The following is a 25,985-nucleotide window of genomic DNA, read 5'->3' as shown; positions in this document are numbered from 1 at the left end:
GCGTGCTGCGTGGTTACAGGGCCTTGCTGACCTGGATGTCGCTGATCTTGTCGGCGTCGTCGCCGTGGATCTTGCGTAGGGCCTGCTGCGCCTGCTCGAGGGAGGCGTCGGGCATCTGGGCGAAGTCCCAGCGGCGTTCGCCGTCGAGCTTGTACTTGATCACGTACTTGATGGTCTGGGTCATGCGGCTATCCGAGTGTTATCCAAGTTTCGACGACGAGCGACGGATGATCTTGATCTTGTGGCTGAGGGCCGGCTTGCGCGTCACCGAGATCGGGCGGGTGGTCACGGTGTCGATGGTGATGTTCCAGAAACCGGTGCTGGGCACGGTGATCTTCGCCGGGAAGCGCTCGAAGTGGCCGCCGTGGTAGGTGTGGCGCCCGCCATTCTTGAAACTGCGGAAGTTGGCGTCGTTCATCAGGCGGATGTTGCAGCGCTGGGAGCACTCGATGACGACGATGTCGTCCTCGTTCAGGTGCTCGCGCTGGTGTACGAATTTCATGGGGTGCTCCGCAAGGATTGTTTCAGCAAACGCGAAAGATACCACGATGTGAGGTTACACTTGCGCCCGGGCTGGCCAAGCCAAGGAGATTTCTGCCAGACGTGGGAGCAAAACCGCCTGGATGTGGTCAGAGGATGACTTTGCAGATGTTGGAGATGATGTAGATGAAATGGGTGGTAGCCGCGGTATCGCTGGCATTGGGTGGCTGTGTCAGCGTGACGGAACTTGAGCAGTCCCACGCGACGCTGGATGTGATCTCCGGCAAGACGCCGCGCGAGTATGCCGACTGCGTGAAGCGCAAGCTGGCCGATACGCGTGATCCCTTGCAGGAAGAGGTGCGCGGTGATGGCTTGCGCCTGACCGTGCCGCAGAAGGTGTCGGCCGGCGTCGGCCCGGCGGCGCTGCTTGATATCGACAAGCGTGGCAGCGGCAGTGCGATCAAGGTGTACGAGCGGTTGAACAACTTCCCGCTGCGCCTGGGCGATGTGCGCACCTCGGCGACCCAGTGCATCTCCGGTTCTTGATCCAGCTCAGTTAATCGGCAATTAGCTGGCGGTTTGCCACTTTCCTTCCCGGTGACGCGTTGTCGCACGTCGGGGAATAGGCCTAGTATTTCTGGGCTTATATCGTTTAAGCCTAAGCTTATAACAAGGAAATGGAGCCTCCGTGATGAAACCCCTGAGCCATGTCGTGATCGGCAGCCTGCTGATCTTGGCCTGGCCCTCGGCGCACGCTGCCGATGGCCAGAAAATCTTCAACCAGGGCGGGCAGAACCCCGCCGCCATGGCCTGCCTGGGCTGCCATGGGCCGGATGGCAAGGGTATTGCCGCCGCTGGTTTTCCCCGTCTTGCCGGCTTGCCTGCCGGCTATCTCAGCAAGCAATTGCATGACTTTCGCAACGGCAGCCGCAAGCAGGCGGTGATGGAACCCTTGGCCAAGGCCTTGGACGATGCCGAGATCGAGGCGGTCAGCGCCTACCTGGCCAAGCTGCCGGCCGATGCCGCGGCGGACACGCGTCGCCAGCAGATCGCCAACGATCCGGTGGCCCGCCTGGCCATCTATGGCGACTGGAACCGGTTGATCCCCGGTTGCGTGCAGTGTCACGGCCCGGGCGGCAGTGGCGTCGGTGAGCACTTCCCGCCGCTGGCCGGACAACCCGCCGGTTACCTGGTGGCGCAACTCAATGCCTGGCGCGATGGCAGTCGCAGCAATGATCCCAACCAGTTGATGGTCAACGTGGCCAAGGCGATGACCGATGCCGAGGTCAAGGCGGTCGCTGACTACTTCGCCCAACCGGCCAGCCAGGAGGTCAAGCCATGAAAGTCCTGATGCCAACCCTGCTGCTGGTGGCCATGGGCACTGCCCAGGCCGCGCCCATCGCCATGGAAGACCAGTCCCAGCTCAAGGTCCCGGGTGTGCAGGCCGCCCCGCAGTTCGTGCCGCCTGCGGAAAGCGCGATCCCGGACAACGCCTTCGGCAAGATGGTCCGTGAAGGTCACGCGCTGTTCGTCGATACCCGCCGGCTGATGCCCGACGCGGTCGGCAACGGCTTGAACTGCAGCAACTGCCACCTTGACCAGGGACGCCTGGCGCATTCCGCGCCGCTGTGGGGCGCCTACCCGATGTATCCGGCGTATCGCAAGAAGAACGACAAGGTCAACACCTTCGCCGAGCGTATCCAGGGCTGCTTTACCTTCAGCATGAACGGCAAGCCGCCGGCGGCCGACAGCCCGCAGATGACCGCCTTGAGCGTTTACGCCTACTGGCTGTCGACCCAGGCGCCGACCGGTGTGGAGATCGCTGGTCGCGGCTACCCGGAAGTGCCCAAGCCGGAGGGGGGCTACGACTTCAAGCGCGGCAAGCAGGTTTACGAAGAGCAATGCGCGATCTGCCACGGCGGCAATGGTGAAGGACAGAAGGTGGCCGGGGAATACGTGATGCCGCCGCTGTGGGGCAAGGATTCCTATAACTGGGGCGCCGGCATGCACCGGATCAATACTGCGGCGTCGTACATCAAGTACAACATGCCACTGGGCAAGCCCCGCAGCCTGAGCGATCAGCAGGCCTGGGACGTGGCGGCGTGGATCAACCGCCATGAGCGGCCGCAGGATCCGCGGCTGGTCGAAGGCTCGATCGAGAAGACCCGGCTGAAGTTCCATGCCAACGACGGGGTCAACCTGTATGGGCAGAAAGTTGATGGCGTGTTGATCGGGCAGGGGATCGGCGGTTGAGCTGAAACCCTCGCGGGGCAAGCCCGCTCCCACGCCCAGCAAGGGACGATCGTGGGGGTGGGCCCGTCCCGCGATGGTGTCGCCGGTCGCCTGAAATTCACGGTCTGGCGGAACTATCTACACTGGAATGTCTCTATGATGGCATCGGCCAGCGCGGGGGGCATTGTAAGGTGACCGCCGCCTGATTAGACTGCGCCGAATTTCGTACGCAAAGCCCTTGTTAAGGACGTATATGATCAAGAAATGCTTGTTCCCGGCAGCCGGTTACGGCACCCGCTTCCTGCCCGCTACCAAAGCCATGCCCAAGGAAATGCTGCCGGTGGTCAACAAGCCACTGATCCAGTATGGCGTTGAAGAAGCACTGGACGCCGGCCTCAACGAGATCTCCATCGTCACCGGCCGTGGCAAGCGTGCCCTGGAAGACCACTTCGACATCAGCTACGAGCTGGAAAACCAGATCAAGGGCACCGACAAGGAGAAATACCTGGTCGGCATCCGTCGTCTGCTCGACGAGTGCTCTTTCGCCTACACCCGCCAGACCGAAATGAAAGGCCTGGGCCACGCCATCCTGACCGGCCGCCCGCTGATTGGCGACGAGCCGTTCGCCGTGGTGCTGGCAGACGACCTGTGCGTCAACCTCGACGGTGACGGCGTGCTCGCGCAGATGGTCGCGCTGTACAAGAAGTACCGCTGCTCGATCGTCGCCATCCAGGAAGTCGATCCGCAGGAAACCAACAAGTACGGCGTCATCGCCGGTGAAGAGATCAAGGACGGCATCTTCCGTGTCGACGCCATGGTCGAGAAGCCCAAGCCAGAGGACGCACCGTCCAACCTGGCGATCATCGGCCGCTACATCCTGACCCCGGACATCTTCGAGAAGATCGAGCAGACCGAGCCGGGCAAAGGTGGCGAGATCCAGATCACCGACGCGCTGATGAAGCAGGCCGCCGAAGGTAACGTGATCGCCTACAAGTTCAAGGGCAAGCGTTTCGACTGCGGCGGCGCCGAAGGCTACATCGAGGCAACCAACTTCTGCTTCGAGAACTTCTACAAGACCGGCAAGGCTTACTGAGTCCCCGGCGTTGTCTGGAAAAGCCACCTTCGGGTGGCTTTTTTGTTTGCGGCGGCCAACGGCGCTATGCTGGGCGCCTGCCTAGGAGACTCAATGCATGGCTTACGATTTTGATCTGTTCGTGATTGGCGCCGGTTCTGGCGGTGTACGCGCGGCGCGTTTCGCCGCAGGCTTCGGCGCCAAGGTGGCGGTGGCTGAAAGCCGTTATCTGGGGGGCACCTGCGTCAACGTCGGGTGCGTGCCCAAAAAACTGCTGGTCTACGGCGCTCACGTCGCCGACGAACTGGAACAGGCTGCAGGCTTCGGCTGGACCCTGGAAGAGGGGCATTTCGACTGGGGCACGCTGATCGCCAACAAGAACCGCGAGATCGAGCGCCTCAACGGCATCTACCGCAACTTGCTGGTCAACAGCGGCGTCACCCTGTTGCAGGGCCACGCACGCATTACCGGCGCCAATGAGGTGGAGGTCGAGGGCCAGCGCTACAGTGCCGCCAACATCCTCATCGCTACCGGCGGCTGGCCGCAGGTGCCGGACATTCCGGGCAAGGAACTGGCCATCACTTCCAACGAGGCGTTCTACCTCAAGCAACTGCCGCGACGCGTGCTGGTGGTGGGCGGGGGTTACATTGCCGTGGAGTTCGCCGGGATCTTCCAGGGCCTGGGCGCCGACACCACGCTGCTGTATCGGGGCGATCTGTTCCTGCGTGGTTTCGACGGCTCGGTGCGCACGCACCTGAAGGAAGAGCTGGAAAAACGCGGCCTGAACCTGCAATTCAACGCCGACATCCAGCGCATCGACAAGCTCGACGACGGCAGCCTCAAGGCCACCCTCAAGGATGGTCGCGAGCTGGTCGCCGATTGCGTGTTCTACGCCACCGGTCGCCGGCCGATGCTGGACAACCTGGGCCTGGAGAACACCGGCGTGGAACTGGACGAGCGTGGGTACATCCGCGTGGACGAGCAGTACCAGACCACCGCCCCGTCGATCCTGGCCATCGGCGACGTGATCGGCCGCGTGCAACTGACCCCGGTGGCGCTGGCCGAAGGCATGGCCGTGGCCCGCCGCCTGTTCAAACCCGAGCAGTACCGCACGGTCGACTACCAGAACATCCCGACCGCGGTGTTCAGCCAGCCGCCAATCGGCACCGTGGGCCTGACCGAGGAACAGGCGCTGGCCGCCGGGCACAAGGTACAGGTCTTCGAGAGCCGCTTCCGGGCGATGAAGCTGACCCTGACCGATATCCAGGAAAAGACCCTGATGAAGCTGGTGGTCGATGCTGAAACCGACAAGGTGCTGGGCTGCCACATGGTCGGGCCGGATGCCGGCGAGATCATCCAGGGCCTGGGGATCGCCCTGAAGGCGGGGGCGACCAAGCAGCAGTTCGACGAGACCATCGGCGTGCACCCGACGGCCGCCGAAGAGTTCGTCACGATGCGCACCGTCACCCGCTGATAGGCGTTATCCCCGATCGCGGGGTAAGCTCGCTCCCACGCCTGACACCTTCCCGGCGTGGGAGCGGGCTTGCCCCGCGATGCATTTTGCCCTCGCAATCCTTTGCTCAGCCCAATCCCTTCTATTAATAATCCCGCCTTATAGCCAAAACCAATCACCAGCATGAGCTTTGCCAATGAGCCTTCATCGGGACCAGCGGTTAGGATTCTCTCCGTCAACCGAATTCAACCCATGAAGGAGCGTCTCTCATGCCAATCATCAACAGCCAGGTCAAACCGTTCAACGCCACTGCTTTCCACAATGGCGAATTCGTCCAGGTCAGCGAAGCCGACCTGAAAGGCAAGTGGTCCGTCGTGTTCTTCTACCCGGCCGACTTCACCTTCGTCTGCCCGACCGAACTGGGTGACCTTGCTGACAACTACGCCGAGTTCCAGAAGCTGGGCGTGGAAATCTACGGCGTGTCCACCGACACCCACTTCACCCACAAAGCCTGGCACGACACCTCGGACACCATCGGCAAGATCAAGTACCCGCTGATCGGTGACCCGACCCACGTCATCTCGCGCAACTTCGACGTGCTGATCGAAGAAGCCGGCCTGGCCGATCGCGGTACTTTCGTGATCAACCCGCAAGGTCAGATCAAGATCGTCGAAATCAACGACGGCGGTGTCGGCCGTGACGCCAGCGAACTGCTGCGCAAGGTCAAGGCTGCCCAGTACGTTGCCGCCCACCCAGGCGAAGTCTGCCCGGCCAAGTGGAAAGAAGGCGAAGCCACTCTCGCTCCGTCCCTGGACCTGGTCGGCAAGATCTGAGGCCATGCGTCAGATGCGGGCGGTGAGCAACCGCCACTTCTAAGTTGTCACCGCCCCGTAAAAACGCCCGGGCGATCTCGCCTGGGCGTTTTTGTATCCGAGTTTTGAAAAAGGAATCGCCCGTATGTTGGACGCCACGCTTAAATCGCAACTGAAAACCTACCTGGAGCGGGTCACCCAGCCGATCGAGATCGTTGCCTCCCTCGACGACGGCGCGAAGTCCCGCGAACTGCACGACCTGCTGGTGGAAATCGCCGGCCTGTCGAACCTCATTACCTTCAGCGCGGATGGCAACGATGCCCGTCGTCCTTCGTTCTCGCTGAACCGCCCGGGGGGCGATATCAGCCTGCGTTTCGCCGGCATCCCCATGGGCCACGAATTCACCTCGCTGGTGCTGGCGCTGCTGCAGGTCGGCGGCCACCCCTCCAAGGCCAGTGCCGAAGTGATCGAGCAGATCCAGGCGCTGGAGGGCGAGTTCACCTTCGAAACCTACTTCTCGCTGTCGTGCCAGAACTGCCCGGACGTGGTCCAGGCGCTGAACCTGATGGCGGTGCTCAACCCCAATGTGCGCCATGTGGCCATCGACGGCGCACTGTTCCAGGATGAAGTCGAAGCCCGCAAGGTCATGGCGGTACCGAGCATCTACCTGAACGGCGAAGTGTTCGGCCAGGGCCGCATGGGTCTGGAAGAGATCCTCGGCAAGATCGACACCAGCGCCGGTGCCCGTCAGGCCGAGAAGATCAACGCCAAGGACGCCTTCGACGTGCTGGTGGTCGGGGGTGGCCCGGCTGGCGCCGCCGCCGCGATCTATGCCGCCCGTAAAGGCATTCGCACCGGTGTCGCCGCCGAGCGCTTCGGTGGCCAGGTGCTCGACACCCTGGCGATCGAGAACTTCATCTCGGTGCAGGAGACCGAAGGGCCTAAGCTGGCCACGGCCCTGGAAGAGCACGTCAAGCAGTACGACGTCGACATCATGAACCTGCAGCGCGGCGAAGCGCTGATCCCGGCCACCGATGGCGGCCTGCATGAAGTACGCCTGGCCGGCGGCGCCTCGCTCAAGGCCAAGACCGTGATCCTCGCCACCGGCGCCCGCTGGCGCGAGATGAACGTGCCAGGTGAACAGGAATACCGTGCCCGTGGCGTGGCCTACTGCCCGCACTGCGACGGCCCGCTGTTCAAGGGCAAGCGCGTGGCGGTGATCGGTGGCGGCAACTCCGGCGTGGAAGCGGCCATCGACCTGGCCGGCGTGGTCGCCCAGGTGACCCTGATCGAGTTCGACAACCAGCTGCGCGCCGATGCCGTGTTGCAACGCAAGCTGCATAGCCTGCCGAACGTCAAGGTGATCACCAGCGCGCTGACGACTGAAGTGGTCGGCAATGGCGAGAAGGTTACCGGCCTGCGCTACAAGGACCGCACCAGCGACACGCTGCATGACCTGGCGCTGGAAGGCATCTTCGTGCAGATCGGCCTGCTGCCGAACACCGACTGGCTCAAGGGCACGGTCGAGCTGTCGCCGCGTGGCGAGATCATCGTCGATGCCAAGGGCCAGACCAGCATCCCCGGCGTGTTCGCCGCAGGCGATGTGACCACGGTGCCGTACAAGCAGATCGTTATCGCCGTGGGCGAGGGGGCCAAGGCGTCGCTGGCGGCCTTCGATCATCTGATCCGCACTTCGGCGCCGGCCTGACGGCAGCGGGGTGTAAACGTGAAAACGCCGCCATTCCTTCGGGGATGGCGGCGTTTTTGTGTTGGGGCTATCGCGGGCTAGCTCGCCCCATGTGGGTGATCCTGGTCAGGCTGGATTACTCAGCGCCTCGTCTGCGGCCTTGCCGCGCCCGCCCAGCCATACCAGCAGCAACCCGGTCGCCGCCAGCAGGCCACCGGCCATCGGCACCGCAGCATAGCCCAGGTCCAGGCTGATCACCGCGCCACCCAGGGCGGCGCCGACGGCATTGCCCAGGTTAAATGCACCCACGTTGATCGACGACGCCAGCCCCGGCGCCTCGGCCGCGGCGGTCATCACCCGCATCTGCAGCGGCGGCACCACGGCGAAGGTGAACACGCCCCATACCAGCAGCGCCAGGGCGGCGCCGACATGGCTGCCCAGCACCAGCGGCATCAGCAGCATGATTGCCGCCAGTGCGCCGAGGAAGATCCGTGCGGCACCGTCCAGCGACCAGTCGGCCAGCTTGCCGCCCAGGCTGTTGCCGAGGGTGAAGCCGACGCCGATCAGTACCAGGCCGAGGGTGACGAAACTGTCCGAGGCGCCGGTCAGTTCGGCGAGCACCGGGGCGACATAGGTGTACAGGGTGAACATGGCGCCGGCGCCCAGGACCGTGGTGGCCATGGCCAGCAGCACGTTGGGGCGGGCGATCACCGCCAGCTCCTTGCGCACATGGGGCACGCTGCCGCGCTCGCCCTTGGGCAGGGCGTACCACAGCGCCGCAATGGCCAGCACGCCGAGCGCCGCGGTGCCGGCAAAGGCCATGCGCCAGCCGACCTGCTGGCCGAGCCAGGTGGCGGCTGGCACGCCGCCGATGTTGGCGATGGTCAGGCCCATGAACATGGTAGCCACGGCGCTGGCCTGCTTGTCCCGGGGCACCACGCTGGCGGCCACCACCGCGCCAAGGCCGAAGAAGGCGCCGTGGTTGAGGCTGGTGATCAGGCGCGAGAGCAGCAGGGTGTAGTAGTCCGGCGACAGGGCCGAGAGCAGGTTGCCGACGGTGAAGATGCCCATCAGCATCATCAGCGCGGCGCGCTTGCCGAAGCGGCTGAACAGCAAGGTCATGATCGGCGCGCCGACCATCACGCCGATGGCATAGGCGGTGATCAGCATGCCCGCGCTGGGGATGCTGGCACCCACGCCATCGGCGATCACCGGCAACAGGCCCATGGGGGTGAACTCGGTGGTGCCGATGCCGAAGGCGCCGATGGCCAGGGCGAACAGCACCCGTTTGGGGGAAAGCGTGCTCATTGGGAGCTCCGAAAAAGCGGTTGAGAGCGGGGCGCTGGGCCTCCAGGCCCGAAGGATATCAGTCCCAGGCTGGCGCCAGGCCGTCCGGGCTGACTTCGCGGCCGTTGCGTTCCAGGGTGGCGATGCGCGCCATGTCGTCGGCGTCCAGGCGCAGGCTGCGGGCAAGCAGGTTGCTGGCCAGGTTCTCGCGTTTGGTGGACGACGGGATAACCGCATAGCCCAGCTGCAAGGCCCAGGCCAGGGCCACCTGGGCCACGGTGGCCTTGTGCTTGGCGGCGATCTCGGCCAGCAGCGGATCCTTCAGCACCTTGCCGTAGGCCAGGGTCATGTAGGAGGTAGTAGTGATGCCCTGTTCCTGGAGGAAGGCGGTCAACTTGCGGTTCTGCAGGTATGGGCTGAGTTCGATCTGGTTGGTGGCGATCTCGCCCTGGCCGACCACGGCGATGGCCTGGCGGGTCAGCTCGATATTGAAGTTGGAGATGCCGATCTCGCGGGTCAGGCCCTGGCGCTTGGCTTCGGCCAGCGCCTGCATGTATTCGGGCAGTTCGACACCGTTGCCCGGCGCCGGCCAGTGGATCAGCAGCAGGTCGACATGGTCGGTGCGCAGTTTGGCCAGGCTTTCGTGCAGGCTGGGGATCAGCTTGTCGGCGGCGTAGTGGTCGACCCAGATCTTGGTGGTGATGAATAGCTCGTCGCGTGGCACGCCGCTTTCGGCGATGGCCTGGCCGACCTCGGCCTCGTTCTTGTAGATCTGCGCGGTGTCGATGGCGCGGTAGCCCAGCTCCAGCGCCGACTTGACCGAATCGATGACGGCCTGGCCGGTGAGGCGGAAGGTACCCAGGCCAAAGGATGGAATGCTCATGCAACTGCTCCTGTCGAGTGAGGTGATCGAGGCCCGGGCAGTGGGGCACGGGTTCGAACGGGTAGGCGCAGTGTGCGGTGTTCGGCGGGATTGATTAAGGCGTCGACGCGCCAAGGTCCTTTGACCTGGAGTCATGAATACAGGGTTGGATTGTGAGCGGGGCGAGGCAATAGCGGCTATTGCCGCCATTGCGGGGCAAGCCGGCAGGGGCTGCGCTGACGGCTCTCAGCGACAGCGCAGCCCCGGAGCTCAGCAGTGCTGTCAGGCGACCGGAATCAGCGGGTCGGCCGCTGCCAGTGCGGTGGCCCGGTCCGCTGCCGGCGGGTAGATCCACACCGAGTTGATCTGCTGCTTGAGCTGCTTGGCCTCGAACTTGTCGGTCGGTGGCGAGACGGTGCGTTCCCAGCCTTCGGTGTACACCGCGCCCCAGGCGCCGAGGTCCAGGCAGGTGACGTACTTGGGCTGGCTGTAGGTCATCGGTGCCACGCCGATCAGCTCGGCGGCGGCGTTGTTGCCGGCGTAGCGCCCCAGGGGGATGGCGTGCTGGCAGGACATCACGGCAAAGTTGCCGGCCTCGTCGCAGGCCGCATAGGCCACATCGCCCGCGGCATACACATCCGGGTTGCCGATGACCTTGAGCTGGCCGTCCACATGCAGGCGGCCCTGGCGATCGCGCTCGCCGGTGATCTGCTCGGTCAGCGGGTTGGCCTTGAAACCGACGGTCCAGACCACCGTGTTGGCGGCGATGCGTTCGCCGTTGTCGAGCAGCACGCCGCCGGCATCCACCGAGGCCACCGTGGCGCCGCAGACCCACTCGATGCCCAGCGCCGCCGAGGCCTGCTCGATGGCCGGGCTGATACCTGCGCCCAGGGCGGCGCCGATCTTCGCCCCGCGGTCGACCACGACGATGCGCGGCGTGACCTTGTCGCCGAGGATCGCCCGTAGCCGGCTGGGCAGCTCGGTGGCAGTCTCGATGCCGGTGAAGCCGCCGCCGGCCACCACCACGGTATTGCGCGCCGGGCTGTCAGGGCGGGCGGCCAGGGACTTGAGGTGTTCTTCCAGGCGAGTGGCCGACTCGATCTTGTCGACGTCGAAGGCGTGGCGGTCGAAGCCTTCCAGCGCCGGGCGGTTGAGCAGGCTGCCGCAGGCCATGATCAGGCGGTCGTAGCCAAGCCTGGCCTCGATGCCGCCGGGCTGGCGGTACGCCACTTCACGGCTGGCCTGGTCGATGTGGTAGGCGCTGCCTTTGACGAAGCGCACGTTGACCGCGTCGAACAGCGCCTGCAGCGGCGCGCCCATGGTGTGCACGTCGGGTTCGTAGAAGCGTGGGCGGATGTGCAGTTCCGCCTGGGGCGCGAGTACGGTGATCAGCACGTCGTCGCGTTTGTGCAGGTCGAGCTGGCGGGCGGCGCCGAGGGCGCTCCACAGCCCGGCGAAGCCTGCGCCTATGATCAGGATCTGTTTCATGAGGGTGCTCCTGAATGCCGCGATTGTCGATGTTGTCGCTGCGGCAGTGGGAAAAGGGTACGCCTTGCGGGAGGACATGGACCGTGGCCCGACAGGCGTGCTGCAGATGCTAAGCGCGCCCCCGTTTTGCCTCTAGGCCAAAGAACCCTGGATTTCGGCCAGCGGCACGCTGCGGGCGAAGCGCGCCCGGTAGTCCCGCGGGGTCACCGCCAGGTGGCGCTGGAACGCCAGGCGCATGCGCTCCTCGCTGCCGAACCCGCAGTGGCGGGCGACCTGCTCGATATGCTGGTCGGAGTTCTCCAGCAAGCGCCGCGCCGCCTCCAGGCGGAACACCTCGATGGCCTTGGCCGGGGTGCGGCCGGTCTTGTGCTTGTACACCCGGGTGAAGTTGCGCAGGCTCATGCGCGCCTGCTCGGCCAGCCGCTCGACCGTCAGGCGCGGGTCGCCCAGGTGCTCGTTGAGCCACAGGTGCAGGGCCTCGAAGGCGGCGCTGTCCTCGCCCTGGGCCTTGAGCAGTTCGCTGAACTGCGCCTGGCCACCGGGGCGCTTGAGGAACACCACCAGCTCGCGGGCCACCTGCATCGCCACCTCGCGGCCACAGTCGGCCTCGACCAGGGCCAGCGCCAGGTCGATGCCGGCGCTGACCCCCGCCGAGGTCCATACCTGGTCCTGTTGCACGAAGATCGACTCGGCGTCCACTTCGATGGCCGGGAAGCGCCGGTGCAGCGCATCGCACATCGCCCAGCGGGTGGCTGCCCGGCGCCCGTCGAGCAGTCCGGCGGCGGCCAGCAGGAAAGTGCCGCTGCATACCGAGGCGGTGCGTCGGGCGCGTTGGGCGGCCTGGGCCAGCCAGGCGACCAGCTCGGCATGGTCGGGGAGGGTGCGGACGATCTCCGGCGCGCCCGGCACCACCAGGGTGTCGAACGGCTCGTGCAACCAGGGCTCCAGTGGCTCGGTACCTACCGCCAGGCCCTCGGCGGTGGGCACCAGGCCGCCTTCGAGGCTGGCAGTGACCAGGCGGTAGCCCGGCAGTCCGCGCGCGGCGCGGGCCTTGGTCGCCGCCCAGAACACCGTCTGCGCGCCGGTGAGGTCGAGCAGGCCCATCTGCGGGTAGGCGAGGAACAGCAGGGTGCGCGGCTGATCCAGGGCGTGCACGGGCGGGGTGGGGATCTGCGGGATGTCGGTCATGGCGCACTGCTTGTGACGGAGGCGTAGAACTAAGTCGAGCACCTGGCGCGGCGCCGATCAAGCACCGCGCGACAGGCGCGGGAATCGACGCCGGCCTCAGAAGCTGTAGTCGACCGTGGCGAAATACGAGCGCGGCGCGCCCAGCAGCCATTGCTCGCCGCTGTAGCTGGACTGGGCGTACTGGCGGTCAAACAGGTTGTTCAACTGCAGGCCGAGGCGCACGTCGGGCAGCACCTGCCAGCCCAGGTTGGCATCGACCACGGTGTAGCCCGGCACGCGCTCGTCGTTGGCCGCGCTGGAGTAGCGCTCATCCACGTAGCGCAGGCCGATGCCCGCATCCACAGCCTGGCCGAAGCCCTTGCTCAGCCACAGGTTGGCGGTGCGCCGCGGCACGTCCTGCGGGCGGTTGCCGGCGCGGTCGTGGACCGTGCCGTTGTTGCCTTCCTCGAGGAAGTCGTCGTACTTGGCCCGCACCAGCGCGGCATTGGCCGAGAGCTGCCACTGGGTGCCCAGCGCCAGTTCCAGGCTGGCCTCCAGGCCGTCGGAGGTTTGCTGGCCGGCCTGCTGGCTGTCGTGGGTGACCGGGTTGTACACCGGCAATTTCTTCTTGACGATGTGATAGGCCGCCAGTGTCCACTCGCCACGCGCATCCCAGAAACGCTGCTTCAGGCCGATCTCGGTCTGCTTCGCCTCGGTCAGGTCCAGGCGCTTGTTCGGGCGCTGGGTGAGCAGGTCGCCGACGCCGTCCTCGCTGGTGGAGTACTGCCCGTACAGCGACAGGTCGTCGGTGAGCGCGTACACCAGCCCGGCACGCCAGTTGCCGCCCTGCAGGCTGCGGTCGCTGCGGCTGTTGTTGACCAGGTCGTCGCGGTCGATGTGATTCTGGTCGCGGCGGATGCCGGTGACCAGCGCCAGTCGGTCGGTCAGCTGGGTGCGGTTCTCGGCGAACAGGGCGAAGGTGTCGACCTTGGACAGTGTCTGCGCCCGGGTCGGGCTGAGGCTGTGGAAGCCACCCGGCGCCGGATGCCACGGGTCGAGCGGATCGCTGCCGCCATCGCGGTAGGGCGAGTTGCTGTCGACGTTGAAGCGAATCCGGTTGTAGTCGGCGCCGACCACGGTCTTGCTGGCCAGGCCGAACAGCCCATGGTCGAAGGTGAAGCTCTGGCGGTCGCCGAGCTGCTCCTGGTTGTGGCGGATCTCGAGGAAGCTGCCGCGCTGGATCACGCCGTTGGCGGCGTCCCAGGCGTAGGACTCGGCATTGCGCCACTGACGGCGGCTCTTGATGTAGTACAGCTGGTTGCTGGCGCTGACACTGTCGCTGAGGGTCCAGTCGGTGGTCAGGCGCGTCCACTCGTCGTGGTAGCGCTGCTCGTCGTTGCTGACGTTGTAGTTCTTGCGGCGCACGCTGCTGCGCAGGTGCCCGTCGATCAACGGGGTGCCGTAGTAGTTGGCCGGTTGCGCATCGCCGCGTTCGTGGGCGAGGGTGAAGCTCAGGTCGTCGCTGGCATCGAAGCGCAGGGCGGCGCTGAGGGCCAGGCTGCGCGAGTCAGTGCGGTCGACCCAGCCGTTGCCGGCCTGCTGGTTCAGCGTGACGCGGTAGCTCAGGCGCTCGCTCAGGCTGCCGCCGCTGTCCAGGCCCAGCTGCTGGCGGTCCCAGGAGCCGTAGCCCAGGCGCAGGTGGTTGCGGATGTCGCCGGCGAACGGTTTCTTCGGCACCACGTTGACCACCGCGCCGGTGGCGCCTTCGCCGTACAGCACCGAGGCGGGGCCGCGGATCACGTCGATGCGCTCGACCATCCACGGATCGACCGGGAAGGTCAGGGTGCCGGCGCCGGCGTACAGGCGCGAGCCGTCGAACAGGGTCATCACCGAACTCTGCCCGGTGAAGCCCCGCGCCGACAGGCCGGTGCCGCCGTCGCCCGGGGTGCCGATGAAGGTGAGGCCCGGCGAGCGGGTCACGGCGTCCTGCACGGTGAGGTTGTTGCGCTGCTGGATCTGCGCCTCGGTCAGGCTGCTGGTGCTGGCCGGGGTGTCCAGGGCGCTGAGATTCAGGCGCGATCCGGCCGGGGTTGGCGTGGCCAGGTCGATGGCCTGCGGTTCTCGGGTGTCGGTGATCGCCGTGGAGGGCAGGGTGAGGGGCACCACTTCATGGTCGTCGGCCAGCGCCGGCAGGGACACGGCCAGGCAGGCCGCCAGGGTGTGAAGCTTGTTGAGTCGGGACATGTCGTTCCACTGCTGCAGGAAGGAATGGATCCCGGTGGAAAACACGCAACGGCGAAGCGCGCACGCAGGCGCGCACGCGGATACCGGCCTGCGCCCGCCCACCGCGGGTTGCCAAGTAGAGCCTCAGGCCGGTCTCCGGGCTTGCGAGGGGCGTGAAGCCTTCACCTTCCCATGCGTGCGCACAGTGGTCTGTCGAAGGATTCGCTCGCTTACCGTTGCGGGGGCAGCGCCGGACTTGTCGTGACAACGACGCACCGGCTTCCCGTTTCACCCTGCGCGCGGCGGCGCAGGACACCTGAAACTGGCGCGCATCTGACCATCGAATGGGGGGCGAGTCAATCGTCTGGGTGGTAGGGAAATATCTGCTGGGGCAATGGGTTAGCTGCAATTGCGTTGTCGCTGATCGCGGGGCAAGCCCGCTCCCACGGCGATACCCTGGCAGCTCCAGGTAATCGGATCGTGGGAGCGGGCTTGCCCCGCGATGGGGTCAGCGCCCGCGCCGACGCGACACCCGCGCCTCGATGTTCTTGCGCCCGATCAGCAGCGCCGGTTTTTCCACCACCGGCTCGTCTGCCAGCCACTTGTACATCACCAGGCAGTCCACCAGGCCCAGTTCGGCATGGCGGTAAGCCTTGGGCAGGCGCCCGACGGTCTCGAAGCCGAGCTTGTGCCACAGCGCCACGGCCACCTCGTTGCTGGCCACTACCGAGTTGAACTGCAGGGCCAGGAAGCCCTCCTGGCGCGCCAGCTTCTGCGAGTGGTCGCACATCAGCCTGGCCACGCCCCGGCCACGGGCCTGCTCGCAGACCATGTAGCCGCAGTTGCCGACATGTGCACCGGGGCCGGCGGCATTGGCCTTGAGAAAGTACGAGCCGAGCAGCACGCCATCGTCCTCGGCCACCAGGGTACGCAACGGGGTTTCCAGCCACAGCTGGCGCGCCTGGTCGATGTCCAGGGCCGGGTCGAAGGCGTAGGTCTGGCGGGCCTGGACGATGGACTGGAAGGTCGGCCAGAAGCGCTCGAAGTCTTCCGGGGTCATGGGGCGGATCTGGATCATGGCGGTTCCTGCACGGGCTGAGGCGCCAAGTCTGGGTGTCGCGGCGCCTGCGCGCAAGGGCGCCGGCGCCGCAACCTGCTCAGGCGCCGGCCTTGCCCACGGCGTCCAGCGCCCTGGCCGAGTAGACCAGCGCGGCGCCAGCATTCATTGCCACCGCCACGCCCAGGGCCTCGGCGATCTCCTCGCGGGTGGCGCCGTGCTTGACCGCCTGCTGCGAATGCACGGCGATGCAGCCGTCGCAGCGGGTGGTGACGGCCACGGCCAACGAGATCAGCTCACGGGTCTTGGCGTCCAGGTGGTTGGTCTTGGCCCCGGCGCCGCTGGCGGTCGCGTAGCCGGCCACGGTATCGGGAGAGAGTTGCTTGAGATCGCCGATGCCGGCCATCAACTGCTTACGGTAGGCGTCCCAGTCCATCATGCTCATCGTCTTCACCTTGTCAGGTTGGCAACAGGAGCATTCAGGCTAGTCGATATTTTGCCGCAGGGGCTGCCTCCAGAGAGGATGGATCAAGCCCAGGATCTGTTCGAAACACGGGTCAATCAGTCGGTAACCGGCGCAGCGCCGCCGCCAACGCGACGGTCAGTGCCACGGCCAGGCCCATGGCGAGGCCGATGGTCACGGCAACCCCCAATCGCTCCAGCAACCCCGCCATCGCCAGGTAGAATGCAATCACTCCCACCGCACCAATGGCATTGCCCCGCACCATCGCCGCCATCCCGGCCCGGCCACCCTGCACATGGGCGAACACCACCAGCGGCCAGGCAATCACCGGAATTGGCGCCAGCATGCCGCTGGTGGCTGGCCCCAGCCAGTTGGCCAGGCTGGTGGTGACCATCAGCAGCGAGGTGGCGGATACCATTCGCAAGGGAATCTCCCAATACCGCTGCCGGGGGCGGACGAGGGTGTCGGGCCTGGGCTCGCGGCCACTGACGCGGATCAGCACGCCGATCAGCAGCAGCGCCACGGTCACCGACAGGTACAGCCCACCCCAGTGGGTGAAGGCATAGGCCGCCAGGCCATAGAACAGGAGCGCCAGCAGCACGGCCGGAGCGATATCGACCCGGCGTGTGGCGAACAGGTAGAAGGTGTAGGTGGCCTGCACCGCCGCCAACCCACCCAGCGCGCCGGGTACCGCGCCCAGGGCGAAGCCCGTGCCTTGCTCCAGGCACAGGAAGGTCATCACCAGGGCCGAGGTGATCGGCAGGCCGGACAGCAGCCCGCCGAGCAGGCCGCCCCAGCGCCGCGAGGCGAGGGAGATGGCCCACATCAGCAGCGGGGTGACCAGGAGTTTCAGGTAGAAAAGGGTCATTGCGTGGGGTTCCGGTTCTACAGGGTACGCGCCCGCCGTCGGCATTGGGTGGGGCGCGGGTCGATCAGCCGCGACTGGCCTCCAGGGCCTGGGCGAGGTCGGCGATGATGTCGTCGCTGTGCTCGATGCCGATCGACAGGCGCACCATGTCTCGCGGCACGCCGGCCTTCTCCAGTTCTTCGTCGTTGAGCTGGCGGTGGGTGGTGGAGGCGGGATGGCAGGCCAGCGACTTGGCGTCGCCGATGTTGACCAGGCGCACCACCAGTTGCAACGCATCGATGAAGCGTGCCCCGGCGGCCTGGCCGCCCTTGATGCCGAACGACAGGATCGCCGCCGGTTTGCCGCCAGTGTAGCGCTGTGCCAGTTGGTGTTCGGGGTGGTCGGGCAGGCCGGCATATTTCACCCAGGCCACCTGGTCGTGTTCCTGCAGGTAGCGGGCGACCTTGAGCGCATTCTCGGTATGGCGCTCCATGCGCAGGGCCAGGGTCTCCAGGCCTTGCAGGATCAGGAAGGCATTGAACGGCGACAGCGCTGCACCGGTGTTGCGCAGCGGCACCACGCGGCAGCGGCCGATGAAGGCGGCGGGGCCGAAGGCCTCGGTGTAGGTAACGCCGTGGTAGGACGGGTCGGGAGTGTTGAGCAGGGCGAAACGTTCCTTGTGATCGGCCCAGGGGAACTTGCCCGAGTCGATGACGATGCCGCCGATGCTGGTGCCATGGCCGCCGATGTACTTGGTCAGCGAGTGCACGACGATATCGGCGCCGTGCTCGAACGGGCGGCAGAGAATCGGCGTGGCCACGGTGTTGTCGACGATCAGCGGCACGCCATGGCGGTGGGCCGCCTCGGCCAGCGCGGCGATATCGACGATGTTGCCGGCGGGGTTGCCGATCGACTCGCAGAACACTGCCTTGGTGCGCGCGTCGATCAGCGCCTCGAGGGCGGCGATGTCGTCGTGGGCGGCGAAGCGGGTGGTGATGCCCATGCGCGGCAGGGTGTGGGCCAGCAGGTTGTAGGTGCCGCCGTACAGCTTGGCCACCGAGACGATGTTGTCGCCGGCTTCGGCGACGGTCTGGATGGCGTAGGTGATGGCGGCCATGCCCGAGGCCACGGCCAGCGCGCCGACCCCGCCCTCGAGGGCGGCCATGCGTTGCTCGAGCACGTCGTTGGTGGGGTTCATGATGCGCGAGTAGATGTTGCCCGCGACCTTGAGGTCGAACAGGTCGGCGCCGTGCTGGGTGTCGTCGAAGGCGAACGAGGTGGTCTGGTATATCGGCACGGCCACCGCCTTGGTGGTCGGGTCGGGGCTGAAGCCCGCGTGGATGGCGAGTGTTTCCAGCTTCATGCGGTCGTTCCTTGAGCGTGGGATGGAAGCGGTCGAGCATGGGCCGGGGCAGCGCTGGTGGTCAAGGGTCGAGGTTCAACGTTGCGCCGAGGGCACCTGGCGCCGTTGTGTTTCTTCCTCGAGATAGCCGATCAGCGCGGTCACTTCGGTTTCGCCCAGGCGCATGTTGGGCATCGCCAGCTGGTTGTACTGCGCGTACAGCAGCATCGCCAGCGGGTCTTTCTCCGCCAGCATCCGGTCCGGCTCCATCAGCCAGCGTTTCAACCACTGTTCCTCGCGCTGGCGGGTCACCCCCAGCAGGTCCGGGCCGATGCCACGGGTGGCGCCGGGCTCGGCATCGCCCAGGGTATGGCACGACGAGCAACGGGTACGGAACAGTTGTTCGCCGGCGCTCGGCGGGCGGATATCCGGGGCCTGGGTGTAGTCGCGGCGCTGGGCGCTGGCGGTCCTCCAGTTGTGCAGGCTATTGGCCAGGCGGTCGGCGAGGATGTACGGGCTTTCGAAGGGCGAGGCCTTCATCCAGCGGCCGGTGGCTTGGTTGCCGATGATCAGGCTGAGGTTGTGGTCCTTGCTGCGGCCGTTCTCCAGGCCCTCGATGTACAGCCCGAGGCTGCGGCGCAGCTGCTCGATGTCGGCGGCTTCGCCGGTGAGCAGGGTCCAGCCGGGGCCGATGGCGAACTTCTCGGCGTAGCGTTTGAGGGTGGCGGGAGTGTCGTTGTAGGGGTCGATGCTGATCGAGTAGATGAAGATGTCCTGGCCGACGCGCTCGCCCAGCAGCTTCTGCACCTGGCGCAGGCGCGCGGTTTCCACCGGGCAGGAGTCGCCGCAGCCGGTGAAGATGAAGTTGATGGCCACCACCTTGTCCTTGATCAGGTCGTCGAAGAAGCGGACCTGTCGGCCGTCCTGGGTGAGCAGGGGGATGTTGGGGAAGTAGTCAGCGCCCCAGGGGGTGGAGGGCGTTGCGCGGGTGCCGGGGGGCAGCGACCAGGCGAGGCTGAGTGTGAGCAGCAGCAGGAGCAGCAGGTGGCAGAGGCGGGGCATGGTCTGACCCTCTTAGGTTGGTATGAAAGGGCCGCGTAGCGGCCCCTTGCACGACGTCACTTGATACTCAGCGGCACCGTCACGCTCTGTCCCAGTGCCGACTTCACCGTTACCGCCGGTGGCGAGGCCGGGCCGCTGCCGGTGGTGGTGACCGATAGCTTCCAGCGCGCGCCGCTGCCGCTGGTGGTCAGGGTCGCCAGGCCCAGGTCAAGCGGCCCGCTGGTGGTGTTGGTGGAGACCCGGATACTGTTGCCGGCGGCCACCGAGGTGGTCCCGGCGATTTCCCAGGTCCAGCGGCTGTTGCTGCGCAACTGCACCGTGGCGCTGCTGACCTGGATCTGGTCCATCGGTAGCGCCGGCGAGACCGCAATGCTCACCGTGGCCGGCGCCAGCGACTCGAGGCCCTTGGCGTCGCGCGCGGCGTAGGTGAAGCTGGCGGTGAACGCCGTGGCGACCGTGGCCGGCGGGGTGTAGGTCAGCTGGGTGCCGTTGCTGCTCACCGTGCCCTGGCCGGAGTCGGGCTGGGCCAGGCTGCTGATGCTCAGCGGCAGGTTGCCGTCGGGGTCGGTGTCGTTGGCCAGCACGTTGAGCACGATCGGCTTGCCGGCCGAGGTCGCGGCACTGTCGTTCACCGCCACCGGCGGCTTGTTGCCGTCGTTGCCGCTGCCACTGCTGGCGGTGCGGAAGGTCGGCAGGGCGGCGGAGTTGACGTACTCCACGCCATCCCAGCCGGGCAGCGGCGTCGGCATCATCTGGAACTGGCCGGGGTGTTCCAGGTCCCAGCGCAGCAGCATCGAGGTGTCCTCGTGCTGGGTGTTGTGGCAGTGCTCCATGTAGGTGCCGGCGAACTCGCGGAAGCGAATGGCCATTTCCACTTCTTCCGACGAATCAGCGTCCGGGCCGATGCGGTAGACGTCCTTGCGCGCCCATTTTTCCCATTCCGGCGGTGCCTTGCCGTCACGGCTGAGGATCACCCCTTCCTCGAAGTGCACATGCACCGGGTGGCTCCAGCCGTTGCCACCGTTCTTGATCTTCCACACTTCCAGGGTGCCGTCGCCGCTGAAGCCCGCGTCGGTGGCTTCGTTGGCCAGTTGCGGGGCGGCGCTGATGCGTCGCGGGTCCATGGTGAAGCCGAAGCCGCCGTCGGTCTTGATGGTCCAGGGCGTGCTGTCGGTGCCGTCGGAGCGGCCGAAGAGGAACTCGCGGTGGCGCGCGGCCTTGATCTTGACCTGATCGCTGGCGCTGTTGCGGTCGATGGGCAGGGGGATCATCACCAGGCCCGCGGCCTTGCCGGGCTTGGCCGGTTCATACAGGCTCGGGTCCATGCTGACGTCCTGGCCGGTGTAGGGCTGCACGATCAGTTGCATGAACTTGCCGACCACCGGGTCGCCGCCATCCCATTCCGGCCCGTTGCTGGTCTGCTTGATCACGGACTTGTACTTGCCCGACAGCACGTCGGCCAGGGCGATGGGTTGTTTCGGGCCCTTGCCGGTCTCGTGTTCCATGAGGTTGACGAAGTACAGCTTGTCGCCGACCTTGATCCCGTTCTTGGCGAAATTGATGATGATGTCGTAGCGCTCGGCAATGCCCTGCAGCGGCATGATGGCGTTGTTGTCCTGCAGGTTGCCGTCGCCGTTGAGGTCCAGGGTGCCGTCGAACGGTACGGCGTGTTCCATGATGTTGCCGTCGTTGGCGATCATGTGGAACGGCACCCGCGCGTAGGAAAGGTTGGAGCCGGTAGGGCCCTTGAACTCGCCGCTGGTGCCGGCGATTTCACGCACCACGGCGAACTTGAAGTAACGCGACACCGAGCCGTTGAGGATGCGGAAGCGGTAGCTGCGCGCGCGCACCTTGAGCTTGGGCTGGTACTGCCAGTTGACCAGGATCTGGTCGCCGAGGAAGCCGTCGGTGTTGAACGGGTTGAACCACAGCTGGCCGTTGGCGTCCCAGGCCTTGTCGGCGATCAACAGGTTGACGTCGTAGTCGCGGTTGCCCCAGGGCATCGCCGCGCCACTGGGGAAACGCAGGTTGACGCCGTCCTGCAGGGCTTCGTTGCCGCGGTCGATGGCCGAGTAGTAGTTCATCATCACCGCGTTGCCCTTGTAGACGTTCTGCGCGGTGAAATCGAGCATGTGGTCGTGGAACCAGTGGGTACTCATGGTTTCGCGCCAGTCGCCGCGGATCTTGATGCTGCCGTTCTCGCAGGTCTTGAGGCCTGGGGACGCATCGTTGACGAACAGGGTTTCGCCCGGCGCGCAGGGGAAGGCGGCGCGCGGGTCCTGGGCGCGGGTGTTGATGGTGTCGTAGCCGGCCAGCTGGATCGGCCAGCGGTAGTCGTAATACTGGCCGGGGAAGAAGTAGGCGTTGGCGAAACCGTCGCTCTCGGCCGGCGAGTGGCCGTTGTGCTCGTGGGTGGAGATAGTGTGCAGGCCGAAACCGTTGTTGGCCGACGGGTCGATCGGCAGGGCGTTGTAGTGGCGCATCAGTACCGGCTGGCCGTAGCGCACCATCAGCAGCTTGACCGGGAAGGTGCCGTCGAAGGTCCATAGCGCCTTGTGGCCCTGCAGGGGCATTTTCGGGTGGAAGCGGGTGTCGATGCCCTTGGTGGTGCCCAGGGTGGTGGGGATGTCGGAGGTCTGGTAGTACAGGCCGCCGGGGGCGAACTCACCCTTGGCGTAGTTGTGCAGCTGCTTGCGGTCGCGCAGGCCCTGGTTGATGCGCGCCCCGGCCTGGGCGGTCTTGAACGCGGCCTGGGGGTAGAACTCGTTCCAGCGCTGGTGCGACCAGCCCTTTCCTGGCGGACGGCCTTCGGCGGGCGAGCCGACCCCGCTGCGGTTGAGGAACATCTCGATCTGCGCCTTCCACGGGTTGCGGTCGAGCACGTTGGCGTACTGCGACGGGAACGGCGTCAGCCCCGGCTGGGTCAGGAACGCTTCCAGGGCATTGCCGTTGGGGCCGCTGCGGGCGGCGTAGTCGGGGTCTTGGGCGGGGGGCGCGCCGATCACGGGCGGCGGGAAGGTCATGGAGTAGGGCGGGGTGGCCGGGTCGAGTTTCTCCGGGCCGAATTCTTCGAACAACAGCAGTTGCTGAGTGAACGGCTCGGCGCCGAACAGCGGGCTGGGCTTGCCGTTGGTGGGGTACTTGCGCGAAGTCTGCAACGCGGGGGGCAGCGCGTTGTTGCTGGTCACCGTGGCGCGGGTGCCGTAGACGCCATTGGTCAGCTCCAGCGAGCCCTCATTGGCCTCGGGCATCGACTTCAGGGCCTCCAGCGCCGCCGCCTGGTCCGCTGGCGTGGCGGGCGGGTCGCTGTAGGCGGAAGGATCGGTGGGTGGTGGCTGGCTCACGTCGTCGAGCGACCCGGCGAACGCGCTGGCCAGCCCCAGGCTGAGCAGCAGTGCCGTGAGGGAGGACAACCTGAACACCTGGGTCGATGTTGCAGCTGGTTTCTTCATTGCCGTATGCCCCGTGTTGTGCAGATTGGCATCTGTTGCCGCTCGATAAGCGGCGATGTGCCTTGAACAGGGGTCAGCAACGGCTGTGCCAAGCGGTAAATGGCCAAACGCCAGTTGTTTCAAGATGTTGCAGTGTTGCGAACGAGAAACGCTCAAGGTGTTGCCGCAAACCTGGGGCTGGACACCCATTGCTGGGTGGGGAATGCTCCCCAGCCGATGTCATCGATCGTCGCAGGGAGCCCACATGGATCCGCTCTATCTCATCGCCCTTGGCGCCATCGTCGCCGGTTTCGTCCAGGGCCTGTCGGGCTTTGCCTTCGGCATGGTGGCCATGTCGTTCTGGGCCTGGGGACTGGAGCCGCGGGTAGCGGCGGTGTTGACCGTGTTCGGCAGCCTTACCGGGCAGCTGATCGCCGTGTTCAGCGTGCGTCGGGGCTTCAGCTGGACGCTGCTGTGGCCCTTCGTGCTGGGCGGGCTGGCGGGGATTCCGCTGGGTGTGTGGGTACTGCCTTACCTGGACATGCTGTGGTTCAAGGCGGTGTTCGGCACGCTGCTGGTGGTGTGGTGCCCGCTGATGCTGCTGGCGCCGCGCCTGCCGCGTCTGCAGGGCGGGCGCCTGGCCGATGGCGCGGTGGGCATGGTCGGCGGGGTGCTGGGCGGCATCGGCGGTTTTACCGGTACCGTGCCGACGCTCTGGTGCACCCTGCGCGGGTTCGAGCGCGATACCCAGCGGGCGGTGATCCAGAACTTCAACCTGTCGATGCTGGCGGTGACCATGCTCACCTACCTGGGCAGCGGGCTGGTGACCCCGGCGCTGCTGCCGGCGTTCGCGGTGGTGGCGTTGGCGATGGCAGTGCCGACACTGCTGGGTACGCGGTTGTACCTGGGGATCAGCGAACTGGCGTTTCGCCGGATCGTGCTGGGGCTGCTGACGCTGTCCGGGGTGGCGATGCTGGTGGTCGCGGTACCGGGGTTGCTGGCGCGGGGTTGATGCGGCCGTTCCTACAGGGACACGCGTACATGCCGGTCATCGTTCAAGTCCGCTTCATCACAGGCAGCCAACCCTTGCCCGAACCCGGTGTTCTTGGCACCCTTGCCTGCCTTGCCTCTCGTCACGCCCGTAAAACAAGGAACCCTCAAGGTGAATTGGGAAAAAGTCGGTAAATCCCTGGTGGGCCTGCTCGCCCTGGTCATCGTCGCTGCCACGCTCTACGCAGTACTGCGCGACGACGACCGCCTGCAGGCGCGCCTGACCTACGCCCATCTCACCTACCCGGGCCAGTTCAACGAGCGCATCAGCCAGGCCAACGATCTGCTCAAGTACGAGCGGCTGCACACGCAGATCAGCGAGATCGGCGCCGGCGCCCTCAGCCATCCGCAGATCGACAAGCTGGTCGACCTGGCCCAGGCTCCTTACCTGCAACTGTTTGCCAGACCGTTCGAGGCCGGGTTGGTGGATCACCGTACCGGCCTGCTCATCGAGCTGTACAACCCCGCCCAGGCGCCGCTCAAGGCCGTGCACATCCGCTTGCCGGCCAAGGGCCTGGTGCAGGTGCGCGACGCCGCCGGCAACGACACGCTGGTGCCGACGCCCACCAGCAGCATCGACCTGCCGGCCATCGACGGGGTGAGCGAAAGCAAGGTCTGGGTGTACTTCGACGCCGACTACTCGCAGATCCGCCAGGGCGGCATCAGCATCCGCGATGCCGACGGCAGCGCCGATATCCAGGTGACCCGCGAGGTGGTGGGGTTCCCGGCGCTGCTGGCGCGCTACAGCCAGGTGGTGGTGGCGGTGTTTGCTGCACTGGTGCTGGGGTTGCTGGCGTTGGCATATGTCTGGCTGGGGCGGAAAAGGCATGCGGGTCTTTCGCATTCCCTTTAACCGGCCAGGCTCGCTTGGGAATTCCCTGGTTGACACCAACACGAGATTAATGACGGGTCGAGTTGGATGGCTTGAAAGCTCGCTTTTCCATCCTTGCCGCTGGAGGACGCGTCAGTCGTTGGTGCTTTTGCGGATGGCATAGATCAATGGTAAGAAGAGGCCACTTTTCTTGCTTTGTAGTCGTTCGCTCAGATAGTTATCTGGCAAAAACGACGCTGGCTGGAAATTAAGCGAGTAGCCGACCTGATTCATTATGATTCCATATTCATGCGCTGGTTGGCTTTTGAGATCGGTGGCTCCCTCATTGGTGGGGTTGTAGAAGACCTCACCGAAAAAACCGATAGTGGGTTGATCGAGTTCATTGGCAAACGCGTGCGCGATAGAGGTCTGGCCGGGCTCAGTCGGCATGTCTGCGCTGTAGCAGAATGCTGCGATGCCTTTGAGTCCGAGCGCTTTGTGTTCTGGTCTGACGACCTTGCTGATTTCGCTGGACCAGATATACGTGTCATTGCTGTCGGGGCTTATCATTCCCTGCACGAATCCTGGACCACCATGTCCATTGTAGGCAATATGGGTCTGCATCCCTGCGTTTGCCGAGATGAAGCTGGTGAGCCCTGATACGATCCTGAAATCTGCTGCCAGGATGCTCTGCAACCTGTACATGTACTGCGTTGCATGTCCGCTGGGATCGCTGAAGTTGGTGGGGCTGTTAAGTGCGAAGCAATAACAGTTGATGCCCCCGCGGTCGAACGGAGAATAGCTGTCCGGGCTGTTGAACCGCATCAGCGCGGGATTATAGGCACGGTAACCATTACCCAGCAGGTAATGGCCGGTCGAGAGTTCTACCCGTTGGCCTTGAAAGCCATCGTTGTCCGTTGGCTGGTGCTGCGAGTAGCCAAAAGCTGTGTAGGCATGTGATCTGAACCCACAGCGTGAGCGTGCCATGAGCGTTGAACGCTGAGTATCCGTAAGCAGCAATGTGCAGGTCTGGTCTGGATACGGGCTCACGATATTGCTCCCTGCGAAGCCGATGCCGGAGCATCAAGCCTGGGACAGATCGCGCGCAACTGGCAAAAGTGCCAGGCAATCTTGCCCATGTTGTTTCTGTGCGCATCCG

The 25,985-nt window shown here is 65.5% G+C and carries 23 protein-coding genes and 1 riboswitch; of the genes, 9 read left to right on the top strand and 14 right to left on the bottom strand.

The annotated features are described in order from the left end of the window. Positions 1–13: 13 nt before the first annotated feature. Positions 14–184, bottom strand: a complete 171-nt coding sequence (locus HU751_RS22230; protein WP_177330847.1) for a hypothetical protein — start codon at positions 182–184, stop codon at positions 14–16. Positions 185–199: 15 nt separating this feature from the next. Then, the gene (locus tag HU751_RS22225; protein WP_050706249.1) at positions 200–502 is read right to left on the bottom strand and encodes a DUF1883 domain-containing protein; all 303 of its coding nucleotides are present in this window, start codon (positions 500–502) and stop codon (positions 200–202) included. A gap of 164 nt (positions 503–666) precedes the next feature. Here HU751_RS22225 and HU751_RS22220 point away from each other — a divergent pair, with 164 nt between their 5' ends. The 7 genes from HU751_RS22220 to ahpF all read left to right on the top strand — a co-directional run bounded on the left by HU751_RS22220 (position 667) and on the right by ahpF (position 7,757). Continuing rightward, on the top strand, positions 667–1,026 hold the full coding sequence (locus HU751_RS22220; RefSeq protein ID WP_186734283.1) for a hypothetical protein: 360 nt from the start codon (positions 667–669) through the stop codon (positions 1,024–1,026). 145 nt (positions 1,027–1,171) lie between these two features. Then, on the top strand, positions 1,172–1,822 hold the full coding sequence (locus HU751_RS22215; RefSeq protein WP_186734284.1) for a c-type cytochrome: 651 nt from the start codon (positions 1,172–1,174) through the stop codon (positions 1,820–1,822). After that, on the top strand, positions 1,819–2,733 hold the full coding sequence (locus tag HU751_RS22210; protein WP_186734285.1) for a c-type cytochrome: 915 nt from the start codon (positions 1,819–1,821) through the stop codon (positions 2,731–2,733). The genes HU751_RS22215 and HU751_RS22210 overlap by 4 nt, the downstream gene beginning before the upstream one ends. Before the next feature lie 232 nt (positions 2,734–2,965). Next, on the top strand, positions 2,966–3,805 hold the full coding sequence (galU, locus tag HU751_RS22205) for a UTP--glucose-1-phosphate uridylyltransferase GalU (RefSeq protein ID WP_050706245.1): 840 nt from the start codon (positions 2,966–2,968) through the stop codon (positions 3,803–3,805). A 97-nt stretch (positions 3,806–3,902) separates the two neighbouring features. Next, a complete protein-coding gene (gorA, locus tag HU751_RS22200; RefSeq protein WP_186734286.1) occupies positions 3,903–5,258 on the top strand; it encodes a glutathione-disulfide reductase in 1,356 nt (451 codons plus the stop codon). Positions 5,259–5,506: 248 nt separating this feature from the next. Then, positions 5,507–6,070, top strand: coding sequence for an alkyl hydroperoxide reductase subunit C (gene ahpC / locus HU751_RS22195; RefSeq protein ID WP_186715212.1), 564 nt, complete (start codon positions 5,507–5,509; stop codon positions 6,068–6,070). A gap of 124 nt (positions 6,071–6,194) precedes the next feature. After that, entirely contained in the window at positions 6,195–7,757 is a 1,563-nt protein-coding gene (gene ahpF / locus HU751_RS22190) for an alkyl hydroperoxide reductase subunit F (protein WP_186734287.1), read from the top strand. 105 nt (positions 7,758–7,862) lie between these two features. On the opposite strand, the gene HU751_RS22185 is transcribed toward ahpF, so the two are convergent. The 11 genes from HU751_RS22185 to HU751_RS22135 form a co-directional block, all read right to left on the bottom strand. After that, positions 7,863–9,044, bottom strand: a complete 1,182-nt coding sequence (locus HU751_RS22185; protein ID WP_186734288.1) for an MFS transporter — start codon at positions 9,042–9,044, stop codon at positions 7,863–7,865. Between the two features lie 58 nt (positions 9,045–9,102). Beyond that, the gene (gene dkgB / locus HU751_RS22180) at positions 9,103–9,906 is read right to left on the bottom strand and encodes a 2,5-didehydrogluconate reductase DkgB (protein ID WP_186734289.1); all 804 of its coding nucleotides are present in this window, start codon (positions 9,904–9,906) and stop codon (positions 9,103–9,105) included. A 261-nt stretch (positions 9,907–10,167) separates the two neighbouring features. After that, positions 10,168–11,373: an NAD(P)/FAD-dependent oxidoreductase gene (locus tag HU751_RS22175; RefSeq protein WP_186734290.1), complete on the bottom strand. Its 1,206-nt coding sequence runs from the start codon at positions 11,371–11,373 to the stop codon at positions 10,168–10,170. 132 nt (positions 11,374–11,505) lie between these two features. Beyond that, positions 11,506–12,561 carry a GlxA family transcriptional regulator gene (locus tag HU751_RS22170; RefSeq protein ID WP_186734291.1) on the bottom strand — a complete coding sequence of 352 codons (1,056 nt, stop codon included), beginning with the start codon at positions 12,559–12,561 and terminating at the stop codon, positions 11,506–11,508. 96 nt (positions 12,562–12,657) lie between these two features. Then, positions 12,658–14,784 (bottom strand): TonB-dependent receptor, encoded by a 2,127-nt coding sequence (locus HU751_RS22165; RefSeq protein ID WP_186734292.1) that lies wholly within the window; start codon positions 14,782–14,784, stop codon positions 12,658–12,660. A 109-nt stretch (positions 14,785–14,893) separates the two neighbouring features. After that, positions 14,894–15,098: riboswitch (cobalamin riboswitch) on the bottom strand. Between the two features lie 173 nt (positions 15,099–15,271). After that, positions 15,272–15,841, bottom strand: a complete 570-nt coding sequence (locus HU751_RS22160) for a GNAT family N-acetyltransferase (RefSeq protein ID WP_186734293.1) — start codon at positions 15,839–15,841, stop codon at positions 15,272–15,274. Positions 15,842–15,920: 79 nt separating this feature from the next. Then, positions 15,921–16,265, bottom strand: coding sequence for a carboxymuconolactone decarboxylase family protein (locus HU751_RS22155; protein WP_186734294.1), 345 nt, complete (start codon positions 16,263–16,265; stop codon positions 15,921–15,923). Positions 16,266–16,377: 112 nt separating this feature from the next. Then, complete coding sequence (locus HU751_RS22150) at positions 16,378–17,151, bottom strand: hypothetical protein (protein WP_186734295.1); 774 nt, start codon at positions 17,149–17,151, stop codon at positions 16,378–16,380. A 64-nt stretch (positions 17,152–17,215) separates the two neighbouring features. Then, entirely contained in the window at positions 17,216–18,493 is a 1,278-nt protein-coding gene (locus HU751_RS22145; protein WP_186734296.1) for a bifunctional O-acetylhomoserine aminocarboxypropyltransferase/cysteine synthase, read from the bottom strand. A gap of 75 nt (positions 18,494–18,568) precedes the next feature. Then, a complete protein-coding gene (locus HU751_RS22140; RefSeq protein ID WP_186734297.1) occupies positions 18,569–19,534 on the bottom strand; it encodes an SCO family protein in 966 nt (321 codons plus the stop codon). Between the two features lie 56 nt (positions 19,535–19,590). Then, a complete protein-coding gene (locus HU751_RS22135; RefSeq protein ID WP_186734298.1) occupies positions 19,591–22,986 on the bottom strand; it encodes an Ig-like domain-containing protein in 3,396 nt (1,131 codons plus the stop codon). 244 nt (positions 22,987–23,230) lie between these two features. Between HU751_RS22135 and HU751_RS22130 the strand changes: the two genes are divergently transcribed. Then, on the top strand, positions 23,231–23,977 hold the full coding sequence (locus tag HU751_RS22130; RefSeq protein ID WP_186734299.1) for a sulfite exporter TauE/SafE family protein: 747 nt from the start codon (positions 23,231–23,233) through the stop codon (positions 23,975–23,977). Between the two features lie 150 nt (positions 23,978–24,127). After that, positions 24,128–24,868, top strand: coding sequence for a hypothetical protein (locus tag HU751_RS22125; protein ID WP_186734300.1), 741 nt, complete (start codon positions 24,128–24,130; stop codon positions 24,866–24,868). A gap of 111 nt (positions 24,869–24,979) precedes the next feature. Here HU751_RS22125 and HU751_RS22120 read toward each other — a convergent pair whose 3' ends face one another. Next, on the bottom strand, positions 24,980–25,876 hold the full coding sequence (locus tag HU751_RS22120; protein WP_367616984.1) for an RHS repeat-associated core domain-containing protein: 897 nt from the start codon (positions 25,874–25,876) through the stop codon (positions 24,980–24,982). Between the last annotated feature and the right edge of the window lie 109 nt (positions 25,877–25,985).

Origin of the sequence: Pseudomonas peradeniyensis (genome assembly GCF_014268935.2) — a bacterium.
In the GTDB taxonomy this organism is placed as follows: Bacteria; Pseudomonadota; Gammaproteobacteria; order Pseudomonadales; family Pseudomonadaceae; genus Aquipseudomonas; species Aquipseudomonas peradeniyensis.
This window is presented reverse-complemented; position numbering and strand designations above follow the sequence as displayed.

Bases quoted from the DNA above. Each gene is read 5' to 3' on its own strand.
- HU751_RS22155 (WP_186734294.1), bottom strand. From the start codon at position 16,265: ATGAGCATGATGGACTGGGACGCCTACCGTAAGCAGTTGATGGCCGGC.
- HU751_RS22130 (WP_186734299.1), top strand. From the start codon at position 23,231: ATGGATCCGCTCTATCTCATCGCCCTTGGCGCCATCGTCGCCGGTTTC.
- HU751_RS22165 (WP_186734292.1), bottom strand. From the start codon at position 14,784: ATGTCCCGACTCAACAAGCTTCACACCCTGGCGGCCTGCCTGGCCGTG.
- HU751_RS22215 (WP_186734284.1), top strand. From the start codon at position 1,172: ATGAAACCCCTGAGCCATGTCGTGATCGGCAGCCTGCTGATCTTGGCC.
- dkgB (WP_186734289.1), bottom strand. From the start codon at position 9,906: ATGAGCATTCCATCCTTTGGCCTGGGTACCTTCCGCCTCACCGGCCAG.
- HU751_RS22225 (WP_050706249.1), bottom strand. From the start codon at position 502: ATGAAATTCGTACACCAGCGCGAGCACCTGAACGAGGACGACATCGTC.
- HU751_RS22140 (WP_186734297.1), bottom strand. From the start codon at position 19,534: ATGCCCCGCCTCTGCCACCTGCTGCTCCTGCTGCTGCTCACACTCAGC.
- HU751_RS22160 (WP_186734293.1), bottom strand. From the start codon at position 15,841: ATGATCCAGATCCGCCCCATGACCCCGGAAGACTTCGAGCGCTTCTGG.
- HU751_RS22230 (WP_177330847.1), bottom strand. From the start codon at position 184: ATGACCCAGACCATCAAGTACGTGATCAAGTACAAGCTCGACGGCGAA.
- HU751_RS22135 (WP_186734298.1), bottom strand. From the start codon at position 22,986: ATGAAGAAACCAGCTGCAACATCGACCCAGGTGTTCAGGTTGTCCTCC.
- HU751_RS22150 (WP_186734295.1), bottom strand. From the start codon at position 17,151: ATGACCCTTTTCTACCTGAAACTCCTGGTCACCCCGCTGCTGATGTGG.
- HU751_RS22170 (WP_186734291.1), bottom strand. From the start codon at position 12,561: ATGACCGACATCCCGCAGATCCCCACCCCGCCCGTGCACGCCCTGGAT.
- gorA (WP_186734286.1), top strand. From the start codon at position 3,903: ATGGCTTACGATTTTGATCTGTTCGTGATTGGCGCCGGTTCTGGCGGT.
- HU751_RS22185 (WP_186734288.1), bottom strand. From the start codon at position 9,044: ATGAGCACGCTTTCCCCCAAACGGGTGCTGTTCGCCCTGGCCATCGGC.
- HU751_RS22220 (WP_186734283.1), top strand. From the start codon at position 667: ATGAAATGGGTGGTAGCCGCGGTATCGCTGGCATTGGGTGGCTGTGTC.
- HU751_RS22145 (WP_186734296.1), bottom strand. From the start codon at position 18,493: ATGAAGCTGGAAACACTCGCCATCCACGCGGGCTTCAGCCCCGACCCG.
- ahpF (WP_186734287.1), top strand. From the start codon at position 6,195: ATGTTGGACGCCACGCTTAAATCGCAACTGAAAACCTACCTGGAGCGG.
- galU (WP_050706245.1), top strand. From the start codon at position 2,966: ATGATCAAGAAATGCTTGTTCCCGGCAGCCGGTTACGGCACCCGCTTC.
- ahpC (WP_186715212.1), top strand. From the start codon at position 5,507: ATGCCAATCATCAACAGCCAGGTCAAACCGTTCAACGCCACTGCTTTC.
- HU751_RS22210 (WP_186734285.1), top strand. From the start codon at position 1,819: ATGAAAGTCCTGATGCCAACCCTGCTGCTGGTGGCCATGGGCACTGCC.
- HU751_RS22175 (WP_186734290.1), bottom strand. From the start codon at position 11,373: ATGAAACAGATCCTGATCATAGGCGCAGGCTTCGCCGGGCTGTGGAGC.